General features: G+C 62.7%; 15 protein-coding genes. 7 read left to right on the forward strand and 8 right to left on the reverse strand.

Going from position 1 to position 16837, the window contains the following annotated elements; all coding sequences use genetic code 11:
- Positions 1-125: 125 nt before the first annotated feature.
- From WDM24_RS11410 to WDM24_RS11425, 4 genes are all read left to right on the forward strand, one after another.
- Positions 126-1397, forward strand: a complete 1272-nt coding sequence (locus tag WDM24_RS11410) for an allantoate amidohydrolase (RefSeq protein WP_338831266.1) — start codon at positions 126-128, stop codon at positions 1395-1397.
- Positions 1398-1595: 198 nt separating this feature from the next.
- The gene (locus WDM24_RS11415) at positions 1596-2834 is read left to right on the forward strand and encodes an ATP-binding protein (protein WP_338831267.1); all 1239 of its coding nucleotides are present in this window, start codon (positions 1596-1598) and stop codon (positions 2832-2834) included.
- Positions 2835-2981: 147 nt separating this feature from the next.
- Positions 2982-3203, forward strand: coding sequence for a hypothetical protein (locus WDM24_RS11420; RefSeq protein ID WP_029078260.1), 222 nt, complete (start codon positions 2982-2984; stop codon positions 3201-3203).
- 308 nt (positions 3204-3511) lie between these two features.
- The gene (locus tag WDM24_RS11425) at positions 3512-4135 is read left to right on the forward strand and encodes a hypothetical protein (protein WP_338831268.1); all 624 of its coding nucleotides are present in this window, start codon (positions 3512-3514) and stop codon (positions 4133-4135) included.
- A gap of 107 nt (positions 4136-4242) precedes the next feature.
- On the opposite strand, the gene WDM24_RS11430 is transcribed toward WDM24_RS11425, so the two are convergent.
- On the reverse strand, positions 4243-5175 hold the full coding sequence (locus WDM24_RS11430) for a LysR family transcriptional regulator (RefSeq protein WP_338831269.1): 933 nt from the start codon (positions 5173-5175) through the stop codon (positions 4243-4245).
- An 86-nt stretch (positions 5176-5261) separates the two neighbouring features.
- Between WDM24_RS11430 and WDM24_RS11435 the strand changes: the two genes are divergently transcribed.
- Positions 5262-6347 (forward strand): YeiH family protein, encoded by a 1086-nt coding sequence (locus tag WDM24_RS11435; RefSeq protein ID WP_338831270.1) that lies wholly within the window; start codon positions 5262-5264, stop codon positions 6345-6347.
- A 15-nt stretch (positions 6348-6362) separates the two neighbouring features.
- Here WDM24_RS11435 and WDM24_RS11440 read toward each other — a convergent pair whose 3' ends face one another.
- Complete coding sequence (locus WDM24_RS11440; RefSeq protein ID WP_338831271.1) at positions 6363-7376, reverse strand: formamidase; 1014 nt, start codon at positions 7374-7376, stop codon at positions 6363-6365.
- 225 nt (positions 7377-7601) lie between these two features.
- Between WDM24_RS11440 and WDM24_RS11445 the strand changes: the two genes are divergently transcribed.
- Positions 7602-8279 carry an isochorismatase family cysteine hydrolase gene (locus WDM24_RS11445; RefSeq protein ID WP_338831274.1) on the forward strand — a complete coding sequence of 226 codons (678 nt, stop codon included), beginning with the start codon at positions 7602-7604 and terminating at the stop codon, positions 8277-8279.
- Positions 8280-8437: 158 nt separating this feature from the next.
- On the opposite strand, the gene WDM24_RS11450 is transcribed toward WDM24_RS11445, so the two are convergent.
- Positions 8438-8965, reverse strand: coding sequence for a hypothetical protein (locus tag WDM24_RS11450; protein ID WP_338831276.1), 528 nt, complete (start codon positions 8963-8965; stop codon positions 8438-8440).
- 269 nt (positions 8966-9234) lie between these two features.
- Positions 9235-10005 (reverse strand): alpha/beta hydrolase, encoded by a 771-nt coding sequence (locus WDM24_RS11455; protein WP_338831278.1) that lies wholly within the window; start codon positions 10003-10005, stop codon positions 9235-9237.
- 215 nt (positions 10006-10220) lie between these two features.
- Here WDM24_RS11455 and WDM24_RS11460 point away from each other — a divergent pair, with 215 nt between their 5' ends.
- Positions 10221-11183 (forward strand): AraC family transcriptional regulator, encoded by a 963-nt coding sequence (locus WDM24_RS11460; RefSeq protein ID WP_166203202.1) that lies wholly within the window; start codon positions 10221-10223, stop codon positions 11181-11183.
- 218 nt (positions 11184-11401) lie between these two features.
- On the opposite strand, the gene WDM24_RS11465 is transcribed toward WDM24_RS11460, so the two are convergent.
- The 4 genes from WDM24_RS11465 to WDM24_RS11480 all read right to left on the reverse strand — a co-directional run bounded on the left by WDM24_RS11465 (position 11402) and on the right by WDM24_RS11480 (position 16829).
- Positions 11402-13360: a serine hydrolase gene (locus WDM24_RS11465; protein ID WP_338831280.1), complete on the reverse strand. Its 1959-nt coding sequence runs from the start codon at positions 13358-13360 to the stop codon at positions 11402-11404.
- Between the two features lie 104 nt (positions 13361-13464).
- Entirely contained in the window at positions 13465-14598 is a 1134-nt protein-coding gene (locus WDM24_RS11470) for an AraC family transcriptional regulator (protein WP_338831281.1), read from the reverse strand.
- Between the two features lie 543 nt (positions 14599-15141).
- A complete protein-coding gene (locus WDM24_RS11475) occupies positions 15142-15966 on the reverse strand; it encodes a carbohydrate ABC transporter permease (RefSeq protein WP_338832369.1) in 825 nt (274 codons plus the stop codon).
- An 11-nt stretch (positions 15967-15977) separates the two neighbouring features.
- Positions 15978-16829 (reverse strand): carbohydrate ABC transporter permease, encoded by an 852-nt coding sequence (locus WDM24_RS11480; RefSeq protein ID WP_246709544.1) that lies wholly within the window; start codon positions 16827-16829, stop codon positions 15978-15980.
- Positions 16830-16837: the final 8 nt, after the last annotated feature.

The raw sequence follows: 16837 nt of genomic DNA on the forward strand, positions 1-16837 counted from the left end.
CCGGGCGGCCGCTGCGCTCTCGCTCGGGATCGGCGCACGGCGCCCGATTTGCCGGCTGGTGAATCGGACCGGGCCTGCTACGAGTGAAGCGGCTGCGGTGCCGGGTTGGACTGATGGGAAACAGTATGAGCGAGAAGAAACCGTCCTCGAGACCGTCCTTCCTTGGCGACGAGATCGTGGCGCGGATCGACCGGCTCGCCGCGATCTCCGAGACCCCCGAGCATCTGGCGCGCGTCTTCCTCACCGACGAACACCGCAAGGCGGCCGATCTCATCCTGTCCTGGATGCGTCAGGCCGGCATGAGCGCGCATCTCGACGCCATCGGCAATGTCTGCGGCCGCTACGAGGGCGAACGGCCGCACCTGCCGGCCCTGATGCTCGGCTCGCATTATGACACCGTGCGCGACGCCGGCCGATGGGACGGCCCGCTCGGCGTCATCACCGCGATCGCCTGCGTCGCCGATCTGAACCGGCGCGGCAAGCGGCTGCCGTTCGCGATCGAGATCGTGGGTTTTGCCGACGAGGAGGGCGTGCGCTTCGCGTCGACCTTGCTCGGCAGCCGCGCGGTGGCCGGCACGTTCGACGAGAGCGTGCTCGACACGCGCGATCGGGCGGGAACGTCGATGCGCGACGCGCTGATCGCCTTTGGGCTCGATCCCGATCACATCGGCAAGGCGGCGCGCGCCCGCCGCGAACTGCTCGGCTATGTCGAACTGCACATCGAACAGGGCCCCGTGCTGGAGGAGAAGGCGCTGCCGGTCGGCGTCGTCACCGCGATATCAGGCGCGACCCGGCTCGCCGCCAATCTCACCGGCGTCGCCGGCCATGCCGGCACCGTGCCGATGCCGCTGCGGCGCGATGCGCTGGCGGGCGCCGCCGAATGCATTGTTGCGATCGAGGCGTTTTGCCGGAGCGACGAAGCCGGCTTGGTCGGCACCGTCGGCTACATCAACGCGATGCCCGGCGCCACCAACGTGATATCAGGCAAGGTGTCCTTCACGATGGATATCCGCTCGCAGAGCGACATGCACCGCAAGCGCGCCGTTGCCGACATCGTGCGGCAGATCGAGGCGATCGCAAGGCGCCGCGAGCTCGCATTGCAGATCGACGTCACCCACGAGAATCGCAGCGTGCCCTGCGCGCCGTGGCTGAAAACCCAGATCGCCGAGGCCGTCGCGGCCGAGGGCCATGCCGTGTTCGAGCTGCCGAGCGGGGCAGGGCATGACGGCATGGCGATGGTCGATGTCGCCGATGTCGGCATGATCTTCGTGCGCTGCCGCGGCGGCATCAGCCACAATCCAGCCGAGCACGTCGAACTCGTCGATGCCGACACCGGCGCGCGGGTGCTGCTGCGCTTCATCGAGAATTTCCGGCCGCGCGACGCGGCGAACAGCTGAAGCTGGCGCGCTTGGCGGTCCCATGTTTGGGACCTGCGCTATCGGTGCCGTATCAGAATGCGCGGTACTTCCGCCTTGATTCCGCCATCGTCCGGCCCGTGCCGAATTTGGACAGGTCTGACCGCCGCTCCCGGCCTGGTTGAGCCTATTTGCGGAGCGCCCGTGAAGCGCTAGACTTGCGTCAACGGGGGAAAGGACATGAGGTCGTCCGTCGTCCAGGACGTTCAGTTCCCAAAACAACCGGCGCTGCAGCTGATCTATGACACTGCGCCGATCGGTCTTGCCTACCTCTCTCCCGATTGCCGTTACCTTCAGATCAACCAGCGCCTCACCGAGATCTGCGGTATCTCGGTCGAAGGTCATCTCGGACGTACGGTGCACGATTGCGTGCCCGCGCTGGCCACGGCAGTCGAGGGTATCGTCCGATCGATCATGGAGACCGGAGAACCCGTGACCGGCGTGGAGGTTTACGGTCAGCGTCCGGGCCACAATGACGAGCGATGCTGGATTACGCATTGGCACCCGCAGCGCGAACCGAACGGCAGCATCGTCGGCGTCAATGTCGCGGCCGAGGAGATCACCGACCGCAAGCGCAGTGAGCGCGAGATCCGTGCCGCCCGTGACGCGGCCGAGAAGGCCTTGCACCATCTGCAGGAGACCCAGGCGTCGCTGATCGAGGCGGAAAAGCTTGCGGCGCTGGGACGGCTGGTGGCGGGCGTCGCGCACGAGATCAACAGCCCGGTCGGCACCAGCCTTACCGTCGCCTCGGTCCTTGAGCAGAAATGCGCCGACTTCGCCGCCGAGGCTGCGCGCGGCAAGCTGAAGCGCTCCAGCCTGAGCGATTTCATCGAGGTTGTCGAAAGCGCGTCGTCGCTGCTGGTCGGCAATCTCAAGCGCGCCGCCGATCTGGTGCAATCATTCAAGCAGGTGGCGGTCGATCGAAGCTATTTCGACCGCAGCCGGTTCGATCTCGGCAAGGCGACCGAGCAGGTGCTTTCCAATCTTCGTCCGGCATTGCCGAAGAACAATCTGGCGCTCGAGGTCGATTGCCCGCCCGGTCTTGCGATGAACAGCTATCCCGGCCCTTACGGCCAGGTGCTGACCAATCTGTTCGTCAATTCGGTCGCGCACGCCTTTCCGGACGGCAAGGGCGGCACCATTGCGATCCGGCTACGTGCGTCGGGCGCGGACCAGGTGGAAATCCTGTTCGCCGACGATGGCTGCGGGATGGACTGCGGCGTGCTGCGGCAGGCCTTCGATCCATTCTTCACCACGCGCCGCGACATCGGCCGTATCGGGCTCGGCCTCCACATCGTCCACAACATCGTCACCAACCGGCTGGGCGGAGAGCTCCATCTCGACAGTGCTCCGGGCAGGGGGACGAGCGTACGGATCACGCTGCCACGCGTGGCGCCGCAGCGCGGGACCGACAGTTGACGCCCAAAGGGGGCGTCGAGAAGGAAATGCTCCCCGGCCTCCGGACCGGAAAAGGTCCTTCCAAGTAACCGCCGCAAAAGGCATTCCACGACCCTTGCTTCTGCCCCCGTCGTCGCGACATTCTCCTGACATTCCAATGGTCACGACATGAGCCAATCCGCATTCGATCCCTTCGGCGAGCCGGTCCCCGCGGTCGATCCTTCGATCGCGAGCGAGGGCGTGTCGAAATGGCTGAAGACCGCAGGCACCAGCGTGTTCTGGGTGCTGGTGGCCGGTATCGTGCTGGCCCGCGCGGTGTATTTCGAGCCCGGCGTGTTCAGCTTCGAGCGTGCCGTTGCCTGGGCGCAGGGTCTGTTTGCCGCGCTCTGAGGCGGGATGAGTCTTGGTCTCGATTCACCTCTCGGGTGAGGGCTCTTGCTCTCCCGATAGACCGTAACCCCTCATCCGATTTGCTGCGCAAATCGACCTCTCCCAAGGGAGAGGTGAACTTTCGACGCCGCTGCAGCTCAATCTACGGCGTGTATCCATAAATCTGTCCGCCGGACGCACGTCCGCATTGCCAACGGAAGCCGACAAAAAGCGGCGCTTGGTCACCTCGGCTAAGGGCCAATTGCAGACGTCAGTTCAGTATGAGATACAATGGCATAGTTCTTTTATGGGACATTTGCGGATACTCGATGAACTCAGCCCTGTACGAGGATTATTTGGCGCGGCTGTCCGAGGGACGACGGAAGGACGCGGGGTTGATTCTCGTCGCATTTCTCCGATCGTTCAATTCTTCCGAGGAGCGAGAGGACTGGACCCACACGTTCTTGGAGACCCATACCTATGGGGCGAGAGTTCGGCATGAAATCTACGCCGAACTCATATTCCCGGTTCTGTTGGCCGGAAACAAACGAAACGATGCTTGGAGTCTCTACTGGTTGGCTGGAACCTGCGAGAATTTGTACACAGCGCGCGGACTGCATGAGCAGATCAAGTTCAAAAACAAGATTGATCTGCTCAAAGACGCATATGCGATAGAGCGCAACTCAAGCGAGGTGTGTGAAGCATTGCTGAAAAGTCTGCTGGATTATTTTGATTATGCCAGCCATGAGTGGCCAGCCGGTATATTATGGGGCCATGACGGGGCTACACTGAAGCAGTGCAACGAAATCATGTCCGAGGTGACCTTAGCGCGAGAGCTTGACCGTGAATGTGCCCATGCGCTGTCGATCGACGAGTTTGAGAGCAAGGTCAACCAGTACAAAAAGCGACTGATGTCTAATTTGGGGGCGAGCAACAATTTCGAGACCCGCTGATCATGACCGGTATGGGTCACAAGACCATATAGCTTGGGTCGGATCGCGTGTCCGCTTCGCCCCCGAAAGCGGGTGTCCCAGATTAGTTATGAGTACGCACCCTGGTCTCATCGCGCCTTAGTCGCCGGCATCCGCGGCGCCGTCTTGGCCGCTTGCGTCTCCCGAATGATCCCCTCGAACGCGACCGCCGCCGGCACGTCGAGCCGGCCGGGCGATTTCAATTGCCAGAGCGTGCGCTCGATGTGGACGCCCTTGATCGGGATCACCCGCAATTTCCCGAGCCTGACCTGATCGTCGATCGTCGCAACAGACACGATGGCGACGCCGACACCTGATGCCACCGCCTGCTTGATCGCCTCGGTGCTGCCGATCTCGAGCGTACGCTGCGGCTCGACGCGGTGGGCGGCGAGCGCCTGCGCGACCACCTCGCGGGTGCCCGAGCCCGGCTCGCGCACGATCAGGATCTCATCGTTCAGCGAGCGGATGTCGATCGGTGCTTGAACCGCTGCGAAGCGGTGATCGGGAGCCGCGATCAGCGCCATCACGTCGGTGCGCCAGGCTGCGCTGGTCAGGTTTTCGTCCTCGACCGGCCCCTCGACCAGGGCGATTTCGATCTCATGCCCCAGCATCAGCGCGGCGATATCGGAGGTGTTGGCGCTCACGACATGCAGGTCGATGCCGGGAAAGGCGCGGTGAAAGACGCCGAGATATTCCGGGATCATGTAGGTCGCGATCGTCGTGCTGGCGCCGATGCGCAACGAGCCGCTGTCGAGGTTGCGCAGCGCCTGCAACTCGTCCTCGGCGGCGCGCTCGGCCGCGAACAGCGTCTCGGCATGCCGCGCCAGCGCCGCGCCCTCCCGGGTCGGCCGCACGCCCTTCGGCGTGCGGTCGAGCAGGCGGCAGCCGACCTGCAGCTCGAAATCCCGCACGCCCTTGGAGATCGCCGGCTGGCTGATGTGCAGGAGCTCGGCGGCGCGGGAGAAACTCCCCGTTTTCGCCACGGCCGCGAACAGGCGGAGCAGGTGCAGGTTGAGGGACATAACTTCTCTCTATCGGGGCAGTCCGAAAATATATTAGCCAAGTGGCGGGCTCTGGCGCATAAAATCTTCTCCGAAAAGAGGATTCCGTGCCGGAACAAGAACGAGACCAGGGGCAGAAGCAGGGGGCGCTGAAGCGCATTTTCCGGCTCGTTCCGGGCATTCTGCTCTGCGGGGTGGTCACGGTCATCTCGCTCGGCGTCCAGGCCGTCGAGGAGCGCGTTTTCGACCATCCCTATATCGAGGCCCTGGTGGTCGCGATCCTGCTCGGCATGGCGGTGCGCACCGCCTGGGAGCCCTCGGAGCGTTGGCGCTCGGGCATTGCCTTCAGCGCCAAGCAGTTGCTCGAGGTCGCGGTGATGCTGCTCGGCGCGTCGATCAGCTTCGCTGCGATCATGGCGTCGGGCTATGTCCTGATCGGCGCCATCGCTGTCACCGTCGTGATCATGCTGGCGGTGAGCTATGGCCTCAGCCGCCTGCTTGGGCTCAAGACCAAGCTTGCGATCCTGATCGCCTGCGGCAATTCGATCTGCGGCAACTCCGCCATCGCGGCGGTGGCGCCCGTGATCGGGGCCGATGGCGACGACATCGCCTCGTCGATCTCGTTCACCGCCATTCTCGGCGTGCTGATGGTGCTTGGCCTGCCGCTGCTGATCCCGCTGTTGAAGCTGACCGCGACGCAATACGGCATCCTCGCCGGGCTCACGGTCTATGCCGTGCCGCAGGTACTGGCGGCGACCGTGCCGGCCGGCATCGTCTCGACCCAGATCGGCACGCTGGTGAAGCTGGTGCGGGTGTTGATGCTGGGCCCGATCGTGGTCGGCCTCTCGCTGTTCGTGGCGCGGCGGCGCAAGGCCGATACCGCCAAGACCGGTACCGCCAAGGCCGGCAACACAAAGACGGCGTCGATCAGCCCGTTCAAGCTGGTGCCCTGGTTCATCATCGGCTTCCTGGTGCTGGCCGCGCTGCGCTCGTTCCAGCTCGTGCCTGATATCGCGATTGCACCGGTCACCAAGACGGCGGTGATCCTCACCGTCGTCTCGATGGCCGCGCTCGGGCTCGGCGTCGATGTGCGCGTGCTCTCGACCGTCGGCGGGCGGGTGACCGCGGCGGTCACGCTGTCGCTGCTGCTACTGCTGGGCCTCAGCATCGGCCTCGTGCACTTCTTCAAGTAGCCACCACCCGGCCAACTACTCGGCAGCCTTCGCGGTCTGGCCGAACATCCGCGTCGGCGCAGCAAAGCCGCAGGATGTGCCGTCTGTGACCTTGACCTGATCTTCCCAGGGCAGGCGGAAGCGGCCGGACACCATGTCCTGCATGAATGTGTACGGGCAATCCATCGCGCCGCCCTTCACCGCGACATAGCCGCGGTGCCAGAGCTGATAGATGTTGTTCTCGACACCCCAGTTGATCCGCGCCTCGCGCACGAGATCGGGCCGCACCTCGGCGGTGATGATCTCGTCGGCGCGTCCCGTGGTCCCGTGCGCGATGATGCTGCCGTCGAAATTGACGATCATGCCTTCGCCCATCGAATCGAACGATCCATCCGAGCCGCACATGCAGACATTGGCCGTCACCATCAGGTTCTGGAACGCGTTGGCCTGGTTGGTGAAGCGCCAGCTGTCGCGGATTGGGGCCGTGTAGCCCGCGGTGCGGATCATGATCTCCGCGCCCTTGTAGGCGCATTCGCGTGCCATTTCCGGGAACATGCCGTCGTGACAGATGATCAGCGCGATCCTGGCGCCTTTCGGTCCGTCGATCACGGGAATGCCGATATCGCCCGGCTCCCACGGCTCGACCGGAATCCAGGGATGCAATTTGCGATAATAGAGCTTGATCTCGCCGTGATCGTCGATGATCAGCCCTGAATTGTAGGGATTGCCGTGCGGGTTGAACTCCATGATGGAGAAGCAGCCCCAGATCTTGTTGTCGATGCAGGCCTGCTTGAAGGCCGCGACTTCAGGCCCGTCGAGCCGGCACATGATCTCCGGATTGGTATCCATCGACAGGCCGTGCAGCGAGTATTCGGGGAACACCACAAGGTCCATGGTGCCGAGATTGCGCCGCGCCTTGCCGACCATCCAGACGATGCGTTCGGTCTGCCGCGCCAGATCGGCCTTGGTCGCCACCACGGGCAGTTGCAGCTGCACCAGTCCGATCACCACGCCGTTGGGTGATTTGTTGAGACCGCCAAGTCCATTCATGCCTGTCCTCCCGCTCATTTTGCCGCTTATTTGAAACGCGCTGTCATTTCGCGAACGATCGTCGTCGTCCGGTCGGGCTCCCGCCTGGCAACGAACCAGCTAGCAACGATCATGCCAGCAAGGTTGAACGATGCGCAAATCAACAAGGTGAGCGCGGCGTCATTGCGCAATGGCATGCGGTTTGCTTAATCAGGCGCGGGTCTTTTCGCATTCGAGGCATGCGTCATGGCGGATTCAAGCGGGACAATCGCGGCGGAGCCGGAGCCGATCAAGCTCGACTGGAGCAAGACCGCGCTCGTCATCATCGACATGCAGCGCGACTTCATGGAGCCCGGCGGCTTCGGCGAGACGCTCGGCAATGACGTCAGCCAGCTTGCCCGCGCGGTGAAGCCGATCGCCGCCGTCCTCGCGGCGGTGCGCAATGCCGGCTTGCTCGTGGTCCATACCCGCGAGGGACATCTGCCCGATCTCTCGGACGCGCCGCCCGCGAAGCTCGAGCGCGGCGCGCCGTCGCTCCGGATCGGCGATCCCGGACCAATGGGGAGAATCCTGGTCCGCGGCGAGGCGGGGCACGACATCATCCCGGAGCTCTATCCGCTCGACAGCGAGATCGTGATCGACAAGCCCGGCAAGGGCGCGTTCTATGCCACCGAATTCGGCGACATCCTGCAGAAATACGGCGTCGAGAATTTGCTGGTGTGCGGCGTCACCACCGAAGTCTGCGTCAACACCACGGTGCGCGAGGCCAACGATCGCGGCTACCGCTGCGTCGTGATCTCCGACGGCTGCGCGTCGTACTTCCCGGAATTCCACGAGATGGGCCTGAAGATGATCAAGGCCCAGGGCGGCATTTTCGGCTGGGTCGCCGATTCTGCCGCCGTGTTGAAGGCGCTCGCTGCCTAGAGCAAAATGAGATTGGGACGCGGACTCATTAACGCGCTGCCATAGCCAGATCGATGCAAGCTGGATGAAGGCGAGGTAGTTGGCCGTCACGCCGCGCGGTCGTTGCGTTCAGTGCGGAAGAATGCGACGCGTCGTGCCGAACAGTTGAGGCCTCGTACCTAGCCCTTCGCGGCGGGTACGGGCGGCACCGGCAGAATGATTTCGGAAGCGACCTTCCAGTCCTTCCCGACGCGAAGCCAATTGATGATCATTAGAAACGGCCTGGCTGTTCCATCCTGCCCTGCATAAGAGACCGTGATGTTCATCGGCACGTAGGACTCGGCGACGTCGCGCGTCAGGCCGACAACCTTGAGCTTCGAATAATCTGGCTCGAGCACGACCGGACCGGAGCTACCGATATCATGCAGCTTTTGATCAACCGCCTCGTTACCCCAAAAACCGGCCCAGTTCCCCTCGGACTGGATCGCGCTCTTGGCCACCAACAGGGTCGAGGGCGATTGCCAGAACATCCCATGCAGAGCCTTGAAATCGTGGTTGTTGGCCAATTCCATCAGCCTGCCGAACTTCGATTTTATCGCGCTGAGGGTAGCAGCATCCAGCGGCTCTTTCCTGACGGCGGGAGTAGACGCGACAGCCCCGGTGGCAAGAGCCGAGGCAGCGAGAGTGACAAGAAGTGTCTCGTACATGCAGGAATTTCCCTTCGAACGTCTGGCTCGCGTCATGACAACGCCCGTTGCGTTCCGCGATTGGTATGAGTTACGACTTCCATCGGCGGAAGACTTCATCAGGACGTTTTAGCTTGCACATTCGCGTAGCAAGGCTGTGATTTCCGCATCGAGATTTCGGGCAACGTTCCGCGGCTTTGGCTGGTTTGCGCCATCGCGGTTCCGATGCGTTCTGCATTCTCTGAGCGAGCGTGGGCGCTCCCGGCGCGAAAGCGCCGGGAGCGGTACCGTCACTTCGCGAGTGTTGCCTTTTCGATGACCTCAGCGACTTGCTTCGCATGGACCACGAGCGACGCATGGCTGCCGGCGACTTCCGTCGTTTGAGCCTTGATCCGGGCTGCAAATGACTTCTGGGCCTCGGGCGCGAGGACTTTGTCCTTTGTGCTGATGACATAGAACGTCGGCTTGTCATGCCAGGCCGCAACGGTGACTGGAGCTTCAAACGCAACGTGATTCAGCGGAAGCTGCGAGTTGGCGAGGTGCTCAGCGATTTCCGGAGGAAGGTCAGCCGCGACGGCTGACGGAAACACCTTGGTGTCGATGTACAAATTGCCCTTCGCGTCGGGATGAATCGCGTTGCCGCCTTCGGTGGGCGGGCCGGCCTTTGCCAGCGACGCCAGGGATTCGCCTACCTCCGGCGCGAAGGCGGAAACATAGACCAGCGCCGAAACCTTGGGATCGTTACCGGCTTGCGTGATGACCACGCCACCCCAGGAATGGCCGACGAGGATGGTCCTGCCGTTCTGCTTCGCAAGCGCCTGTTTGGTGGCATCGACGTCGGCGGCAAGGGAGGTGAGCGGATTTTCGACGAGCGTGACGTTGTAGCCTTTCTTCGTGAGAATATCGGCAACGGGCTGCCAGCTCGTCTGGTCCACGAAAGCGCCGTGCACGAGCACGATGTTGTGGGCTGCTCCCTTGGGCAGTTCGGCGGAGTGAACGGAGCCGACCAATGTCGTTCCGGCCAGGAGTACGGTGGCGGCTGAGAGGAAGATATTTCGCATTGATTGTTCCTGTTGGCATGTCGGACGAACACAGTCCGGGGGAATGGACAGGCGTTTCCAGCAAGGTCGCGGTTTTTCCATCTGCCGTTGGCGAAATGGTTGCCGCACGTGACGTCGGCCCGCCGCGACGTGACCTATTCCGCCGGCCTTTCGGACGATAGGGATCAATCGTCCGTATGTTGTGTCCGATCGTCCGCCAGTCTAATCTCGGCGGCATGGATATACTCGCCCAAGTGCTCGATCGCGTTCGTCTCGGCGGGACGCTGCTCTTTCACTTCGAGCTCGGCCATCCCTGGAAGCTGGAGTTGCCGGCGCGCCCCTACGCCCTGTTTCACTATCTCAGCCGGGGCTCGGCGACGCTTGCGCTCGGACAGGGACAAGAAATCCAGATGACGGAGGGCGATTTTGTCGTCATCACGCGCGGCGAGCCCCATGTGTTCTATTCGGATCGCCGGGCCAGGCCTTTGCAGATTATTGATATCGATCGATCGTCGCCGCGTCTTGGCGTCGTTCGTCACGGCAGTCGTGCAAAGCCGCTCTCGACCATGATCTGCGGCAATTTCACCGTCTCGCGGCCGCTGTTCGGTAGCGTGCTGGAGCTACTTCCGCCCGTGCTCCTGCTGAAGCCAACGGCGGACGGTGAGTGGCTTGAAGCGATCCTGCGTCGCATGGTCAGCGAGTCCGCGCTCGAGCGTCCCGGCCAACGCGTCGCGCTCTCACGACTGACGGAAGTGCTCTTTGTCGAGGTATTGCGAAACTGGATCAAGTCTCTCGGTCCCGGTGAAGGCGGGTGGCTCGGGGCGATATCGGACCCGCACATCGGGCCCGCACTCAAGCTGATCCACGAAAACCCGGAGCGGCCCTGGGCCCTGAGCGACCTCGGCCACCGCGTGGGGCTCGGCCGTTCGGCATTTTCGGCCCGTTTCACCAGGCTCGTCGGCCAGTCCATGCATCGTTATGTCATCGAACGCCGGATGGCAGAAGCGGCGTTCCTGCTCGAAACCAGCGACGAGCCGATCGCACGAATTGCGAGCCGGGTCGGTTATGAGACAGCGGCGGCGTTTTCGAAGCTGTTCCACCGGCATCACGGCCTATCGCCTGGCCGGTACCGAGCGGCTCGACGATCTGACGGCGGAGGAAGGCAAGGGGACGTTCAGGAAGCAGAAGTTGCCGAATGACCTTGGCCAAGATGTACGCTCATGGCCCCATAGATGACGGTCTGGATGACCCCTGAGAACGTCGGCTCTCCGAAGAGAACCGGAAGTCCCTAGGTTCGGTCGCTATCGGCGGCTTTTGACCCTGGGCGGAAGTCGGGACCGCCACCATCTCGGGCCGCCGGACACCTGATGTTCGAGCAACGCAAGCTCCCGCCAATTTCATCAGCTGTCAGTGTGCCTTATTGTGCGAGTACGCCGCGTTGCTCCCATGGTCCCGGATTGAGAACCGCGCCGTTGACCTTGCCGACGGCGTCTCTGACGAAGGCGATCCGCGTATGATCGCCGCTCTCGACATAGAATTCATCCTTCGAAAGGAACGACACGGGCATCGGCTTGCCCTTGTCGAAATCAAGGATCGACCAACCGCCCGTGGCTTCAACGACAGGCTTGCCGTCCGCGACACGGACTTGAAGCGTGACACTGTGCGCAGGAACCGCCTCCCGAGCAAAGGCGACGACGAGCGGATCGCTCTGCGTTGCGCGGATGATCTTGAGCTTGATAGCGGCGTTGACCGGACCTGAAATCCGACGAAAGGCCGCCTCCAAGGTCAGGCCCTTGATCGACTTGTTGTCGATCGCTGTGATGAGATCTCCCGCCATGACGCCTGCTTTCGCGGCAGGGCCGGTGTCGGCCAATTTGATCACCCTGAGGCCATCGGTGCCCGCGATAACGGACTCAAGACCGGTCCAACCATTGCCGTCGGCGACCGAGGTCTGCCTGTCCAGCGAACTTGCAGACCCGCCGAAAACGTAACGTCCGACATATTCGGCGAGCGCGCCGGCATTTCCTTGCCCGGAGGCAACCGGCGCCGGCGCTTCAGGCACATTCAGCGCCGCATAGGGTAGGCGACGGATGGCGTCGAAATAGAAGCCGTTCTCACTGTGCTCGCTCCGCTGCATCATCATGATCAGGATCAGCTTCTGTGCCGGATCGATCGAGAAGAACGTGCCCCAGCTTCCCTGCCAGTTGAAGCTTCCGACTGCGCCCGGAATGTAGCTGAAATCGGGGCTGGTGCGGACTGCGAAACCGAGCCCCCAGCCCGTACCGAAGGCCGGACCGACTTCATGCCCCGCAATGTACATTTTGGGTGGCAGCGAATTCGTCGTCATCAGCCTGACCGTTTCGGGCTTCAAGATACGCACGCCGTCAAGCTCGCCGCCGTTGAGCAGCATCTGGCAGAAGCGCAGAAAATCAGGAACCGTGGAGACGATGCCTCCGCCGCCCGAGAAGAACGTCTGCGGCTTGCCGACGTCGCTATTCGCGAAAGGGGGTTGGGGCTGCGGCCCCGGCACGGCGACGAGACGGGCAAGCTTGTCCTGCGGTACCGAGAAGCCGCTATCGACCATATGCAGCGGCGCGAAGAGGCGGCTTTGCAGAAACTGATCGAAGGGCTGTCCCGACACGACTTCAATGACGCGGCCGAGCACGTCGTAGCCGATGGCATATTCCCAGACTTCGCCCGGCTGGTGCAGAAGCGGCAGGGCGCCGAGGCTCGCGACGAAGTCCGCGATAGGCTTGTCGCGCCGGAACGGCGCCCTGGCGCCGTACAGTACGTGAATCGCGGCATTCTCAAATCCGGGATCGGCGTAGTCCGGCGAAGCATAAACGAGGCCGGACGTATTGCGCAGCAGGTCCCGGATCGTCATCGCACGCTTCGCCGGTTCAAAAATATTCCGCGCAACATCCGAGAGGATCGGATCCCCGGTGACCGGATCCTTTTTGACGACCTGCATATCCCTGAGCTCCGGCAGATACTGGGCCACGGGAGCATCAAGGTCGAGCTTGCCTTCATCGACCAGTATCATGGTGGCGACGCTGGTGATTTGCTTGGACATCGATCCGATGCGAAAGATCGAATCCGGCCGCATCGGCATTTTCTTGTCGTGGTCCTCGAAGCCGGTGGCTTGCAAATAGGCGAGCTTGCCGCCCCGAGCGATCCCCACGACAAAACCGGAAGGATCGCCTTTTTCGCTCTGCGCTTCGAACCAGGAGGTCATGCGCGCCAATCGCCGCGCCGAAAAGCCGAGCGCGCCCGGGTCGCCGACAGTCTGCAAATCGTCGGCAAGCGCCGCCCCTGCCGGACAGAGTGTAAGCGCCGCCAGCACGGCCAATAGAACGACAAACCGCTGATTTCGCATGGGGAGCCCCGTTGGCGCAACTACTGCGAGGAAGGATCGCCATCAGTCTGTCGAATGTTTTCGATTCCTTCTCGCCGAATCCCGCAAACCGGCTGGCCGATTCCTCAACTCGACTGGCCGATCTTCAATCGATCGTTTACCGGGGCCGCATTTCCCGCCATGGCGAGGCGGCGAAATTCAGTTGGGGTTAAATTTGTCGCGGCCTTGAAGGCGCGGTTGAACGGCCCGATCGACTGGAAACCTGTGTCCATGGCAATTGTCAGCACCGGGACTTCTACTTGTTCGGGGTCGACCAGCGCTGCCTTGGCTTCCCCGATCCGGTAATGATTGAGAAACGCATTGAAATTGCGGTAGCCGAGGCCCTCATTGATGAGCTGCCGCAACCGGTAGTCCGGCACGCCCAACTCGGCGGATAGCAATCCAATCGTCAATCGCTCACGCCGGTAGATACGCTCGACGGTCATCAGCTGTTCCAACCGGCGCAAGAGAGCCGGTTCAATCGTGGCAGGCTTGCTCTGATCGTCAGACGCCTTGGCTAGCGCGCCGAAGCGGACATTTGTCGCGGGCAGCAGGATCGAACCTCCTCGCGTCCCCGCTTCTAGCAGATTCCACGCGCTCAAGCCGACCAACACGAACAGAGCGAGAACGTTGGCGACGCTAGTCATGGAAAAAGTGGGATTCGAGGGCTGCTGCAAGAAGCTCAAGTAAGAGTTGAGAACGATTTGGGCCGACGCCCCTATCAATACGACCAGCCGGAGCCCACGCCGGCCCTGCATCAGGTCCGCCGGCCAGGTGACAAGCGCCTGCGCTACCGCCAACAACGTTAGGCCGAGAGAGGTGAACGACAGCGTGCGTTCGATCGCAAGCTCGAGCGCGGCCGATCGTGTGATGCCGCTGGCGTCCAGCCATTGCGCGACGACGACGGCTGCCCACAAGACGCCATGCCAGAACCGCGGGACGAAATCATCGTCGAAGGCAGCACGCGCCCATAGCCAGAACACAACACAGTTCGCGCTGGACAACGCCAGTAGCAATAGGCCCCACCACGCAAACGGCCGCGGGAATGTCGGCGTCGAGCAGATCATCGAAGCCGCGGCGCCGATCGCGAGCGCGGCTCCCAGCAGTGCGGCAGTGCTGTCACGGCGATCGCGCAGCGCCAGGGCTGCGATCAGCAGACACAGTGCGACGACGGCGCCCCGTAACCCTAGATCGACCGACATCAAACCGTTGGTGCCCACGATCGGAAATACTCCGAATGCCATTGTTGAGCCGCGTAGGCTCGCTCATACGCCCTGGGCGCAACTGGTGTCGAGTCGTCAGATAATCTCGAAGCGGCTACGAACTGAAAGAGCCCCGATCCGGCTCAGAAGTTGATGTCCGAAAGCCAGCTCGCAATGGCCACTTCGGGTTTTGGCCCGGCTCGGACCTTCCGCAATGTGCGCCTTTGGGCAGCTGTTGGAGGATGAGCGGACATCACACTGCGCCTTTCTCGGCTTCCCATTTTATGAGTACACGACCTGGGCTGCGGCCGCGAATAAGGCGCGTTCCCTCTCCCGCCTGCGGCGTGGAAGCGTCAGTTGCAGAAGCCCCCAAATGCCATATGCGATAGCCTTGGGGCGACGGGACGTTTGCGCAATTTCGGAATATTAGAAGAATGCCCCTGAGTTGCCCGACCTGTCAAGTTGCTTGGTCGAACGCTGGCCGCCGCCGGCTACTTTGCATGGGGTTGTTTTCGATATTTTGCCAGCGCCCCCCGCGGCGGCCCCATAACTCATATTGCTCTAGCCGCCTTTCACCGCGCCCGCGGTGAGCCCGGCGACGATCTGCCGTTGCGCCAGCACGGTGAGCAGCAGCACCGGCGCGGTCACGATCAGCGCGGCGGCGGCGAGCGGGCCCCAGCTCAGCTGGTCGAACGAGATCATGTTGTAGACCGCGACCGGCAGCGTGCGGGTCTCGCGCCCGGCCAGCACGATGCCGAACACAAAATTGTTCCAGGAAAAGATCACAGCGAGGATGAAGGCGACCGCGAGCCCGGGCCTGGCGATCGGCAGCGCGACATGGCGGAACACCTGCCAGCGCGTGGCGCCGTCGATCAGCGCGGCTTCCTCCAGCTCCAGCGGCGTGGTCTCGAAATAGCCGATCATGATCCAGATCACGATCGGCACCGTGACCACGAGATGGATGATGATCTGCGGCACCAGCGTGCCGAGCAGGCCGAGCCACTGGAACAGCAGGAACAGCGGGATCAGGTAGGACAGGCCCGGCGTGATGCGCGCGATCAGGATCACGATCGCCGACTTATGTGCGGCCATCCGCGCAATGCCGTAGCCGGCGGGCACGCCGACCAGCATCGCAAGGCCCGTGGCGCAGCCGGTGACAACAAGGCTGTTGGTGAAATAGGTCAGGAAGCGGTTGGAGGCGAACACGTCGGCGTAGTTCTTCCAGGCGAAATGCTCCGGGATGAACACCGGCGGATAGGAGGCGTTGTCGATCTCGAATTTCAGCGACAGCGAGGCCATCCAGAGGAAGAACAGGATCGCCGGCGAGACGATGACGAACACCGACAGCCACAGCCCGATCCGGCCCAGAATCTGACGCAAGGCTATCTGACGCGGGTTCATGCGCCGTCTCCGAGCTCTGATGTCCACAGCATGCGCTTGCGCAAATAGAGCAGCAGCGCCGCCAGCGCGACGATCAGCAGGAAGAACACCACCGCGATCGCCGAGCCGTAGCCGAGGTCGTAATAGACGAAGGCGACGCTGTAGAGATAGACGTTGATGGTTTCCGACGCCGAGCCCGGCCCGCCCTGGGTGATCGCGAAGATGATGTCGAAGCTTTTCACCGCGTCGATCATGCGGATCATGCCGGCGATGAACAGGAACGGCATGATCAAAGGCAGCGTGATGAAGCGGAACACCTGCCAGAAATTGGCGCCGTCGATCTGCGCGCTTTCATAAGGTTCGGTCGGGATCGCGGCGAGGCCGCCGAGCACGATCAGCATCACCAGCGGCGTCCATTGCCAGGTCTCGACCAGCACCAGCGACGGGATCACGGTCGCCGGGTTGAACACCCAGAGCTGCGGCGGCAGGCCGACCAGCGAGAGCAGATAGTTCAGCACGCCGAGCTGCGGGTGGAACATCATGGTCCAGACCAGCGCGATCGCCACCGGTGTCGCCATCATCGGCATGATGAAGATGCCGCGCCAGAAGCCGCGCGCGGCGAATTTCTGGTGAAACACCACGGCCGCCAGCGTGCCGAACACCAGCGGCAGCAGCACCGACAGCGCGGTGTAGGACAGCGTGTGCCCGACCGCCTCGACGAAGCGCGGATCGGTCGGCAGCCGCAGGTAATTGGCCAGCCCAACGAAGGTGGTGGGCGAGCCGACCTTCCACTCCTGCATGCTCATCCAGATCGTGAACACCCACGGGAAGATGATCACCGCCAGCACCACGACGAGCGCCGGAATCACGAACGGCC

This window comes from Bradyrhizobium sp. 27S5 (assembly GCF_037217225.1).
GTDB classification, from domain to species: domain Bacteria; phylum Pseudomonadota; class Alphaproteobacteria; order Rhizobiales; family Xanthobacteraceae; genus Bradyrhizobium; species Bradyrhizobium septentrionale.

Bases quoted from the DNA above. Each gene is read 5' to 3' on its own strand.
- WDM24_RS11420 (WP_029078260.1), top strand. From the start codon at position 2,982: ATGAGCCAATCCGCATTCGATCCCTTCGGCGAGCCGGTCCCCGCGGTC.
- WDM24_RS11455 (WP_338831278.1), bottom strand. From the start codon at position 10,005: ATGCGAAATATCTTCCTCTCAGCCGCCACCGTACTCCTGGCCGGAACG.
- WDM24_RS11410 (WP_338831266.1), top strand. From the start codon at position 126: ATGAGCGAGAAGAAACCGTCCTCGAGACCGTCCTTCCTTGGCGACGAG.
- WDM24_RS11450 (WP_338831276.1), bottom strand. From the start codon at position 8,965: ATGTACGAGACACTTCTTGTCACTCTCGCTGCCTCGGCTCTTGCCACC.
- WDM24_RS11430 (WP_338831269.1), bottom strand. From the start codon at position 5,175: ATGTCCCTCAACCTGCACCTGCTCCGCCTGTTCGCGGCCGTGGCGAAA.
- WDM24_RS11440 (WP_338831271.1), bottom strand. From the start codon at position 7,376: ATGAATGGACTTGGCGGTCTCAACAAATCACCCAACGGCGTGGTGATC.
- WDM24_RS11445 (WP_338831274.1), top strand. From the start codon at position 7,602: ATGGCGGATTCAAGCGGGACAATCGCGGCGGAGCCGGAGCCGATCAAG.
- WDM24_RS11465 (WP_338831280.1), bottom strand. From the start codon at position 13,360: ATGCGAAATCAGCGGTTTGTCGTTCTATTGGCCGTGCTGGCGGCGCTT.
- WDM24_RS11425 (WP_338831268.1), top strand. From the start codon at position 3,512: ATGAACTCAGCCCTGTACGAGGATTATTTGGCGCGGCTGTCCGAGGGA.
- WDM24_RS11460 (WP_166203202.1), top strand. From the start codon at position 10,221: ATGGATATACTCGCCCAAGTGCTCGATCGCGTTCGTCTCGGCGGGACG.
- WDM24_RS11415 (WP_338831267.1), top strand. From the start codon at position 1,596: ATGAGGTCGTCCGTCGTCCAGGACGTTCAGTTCCCAAAACAACCGGCG.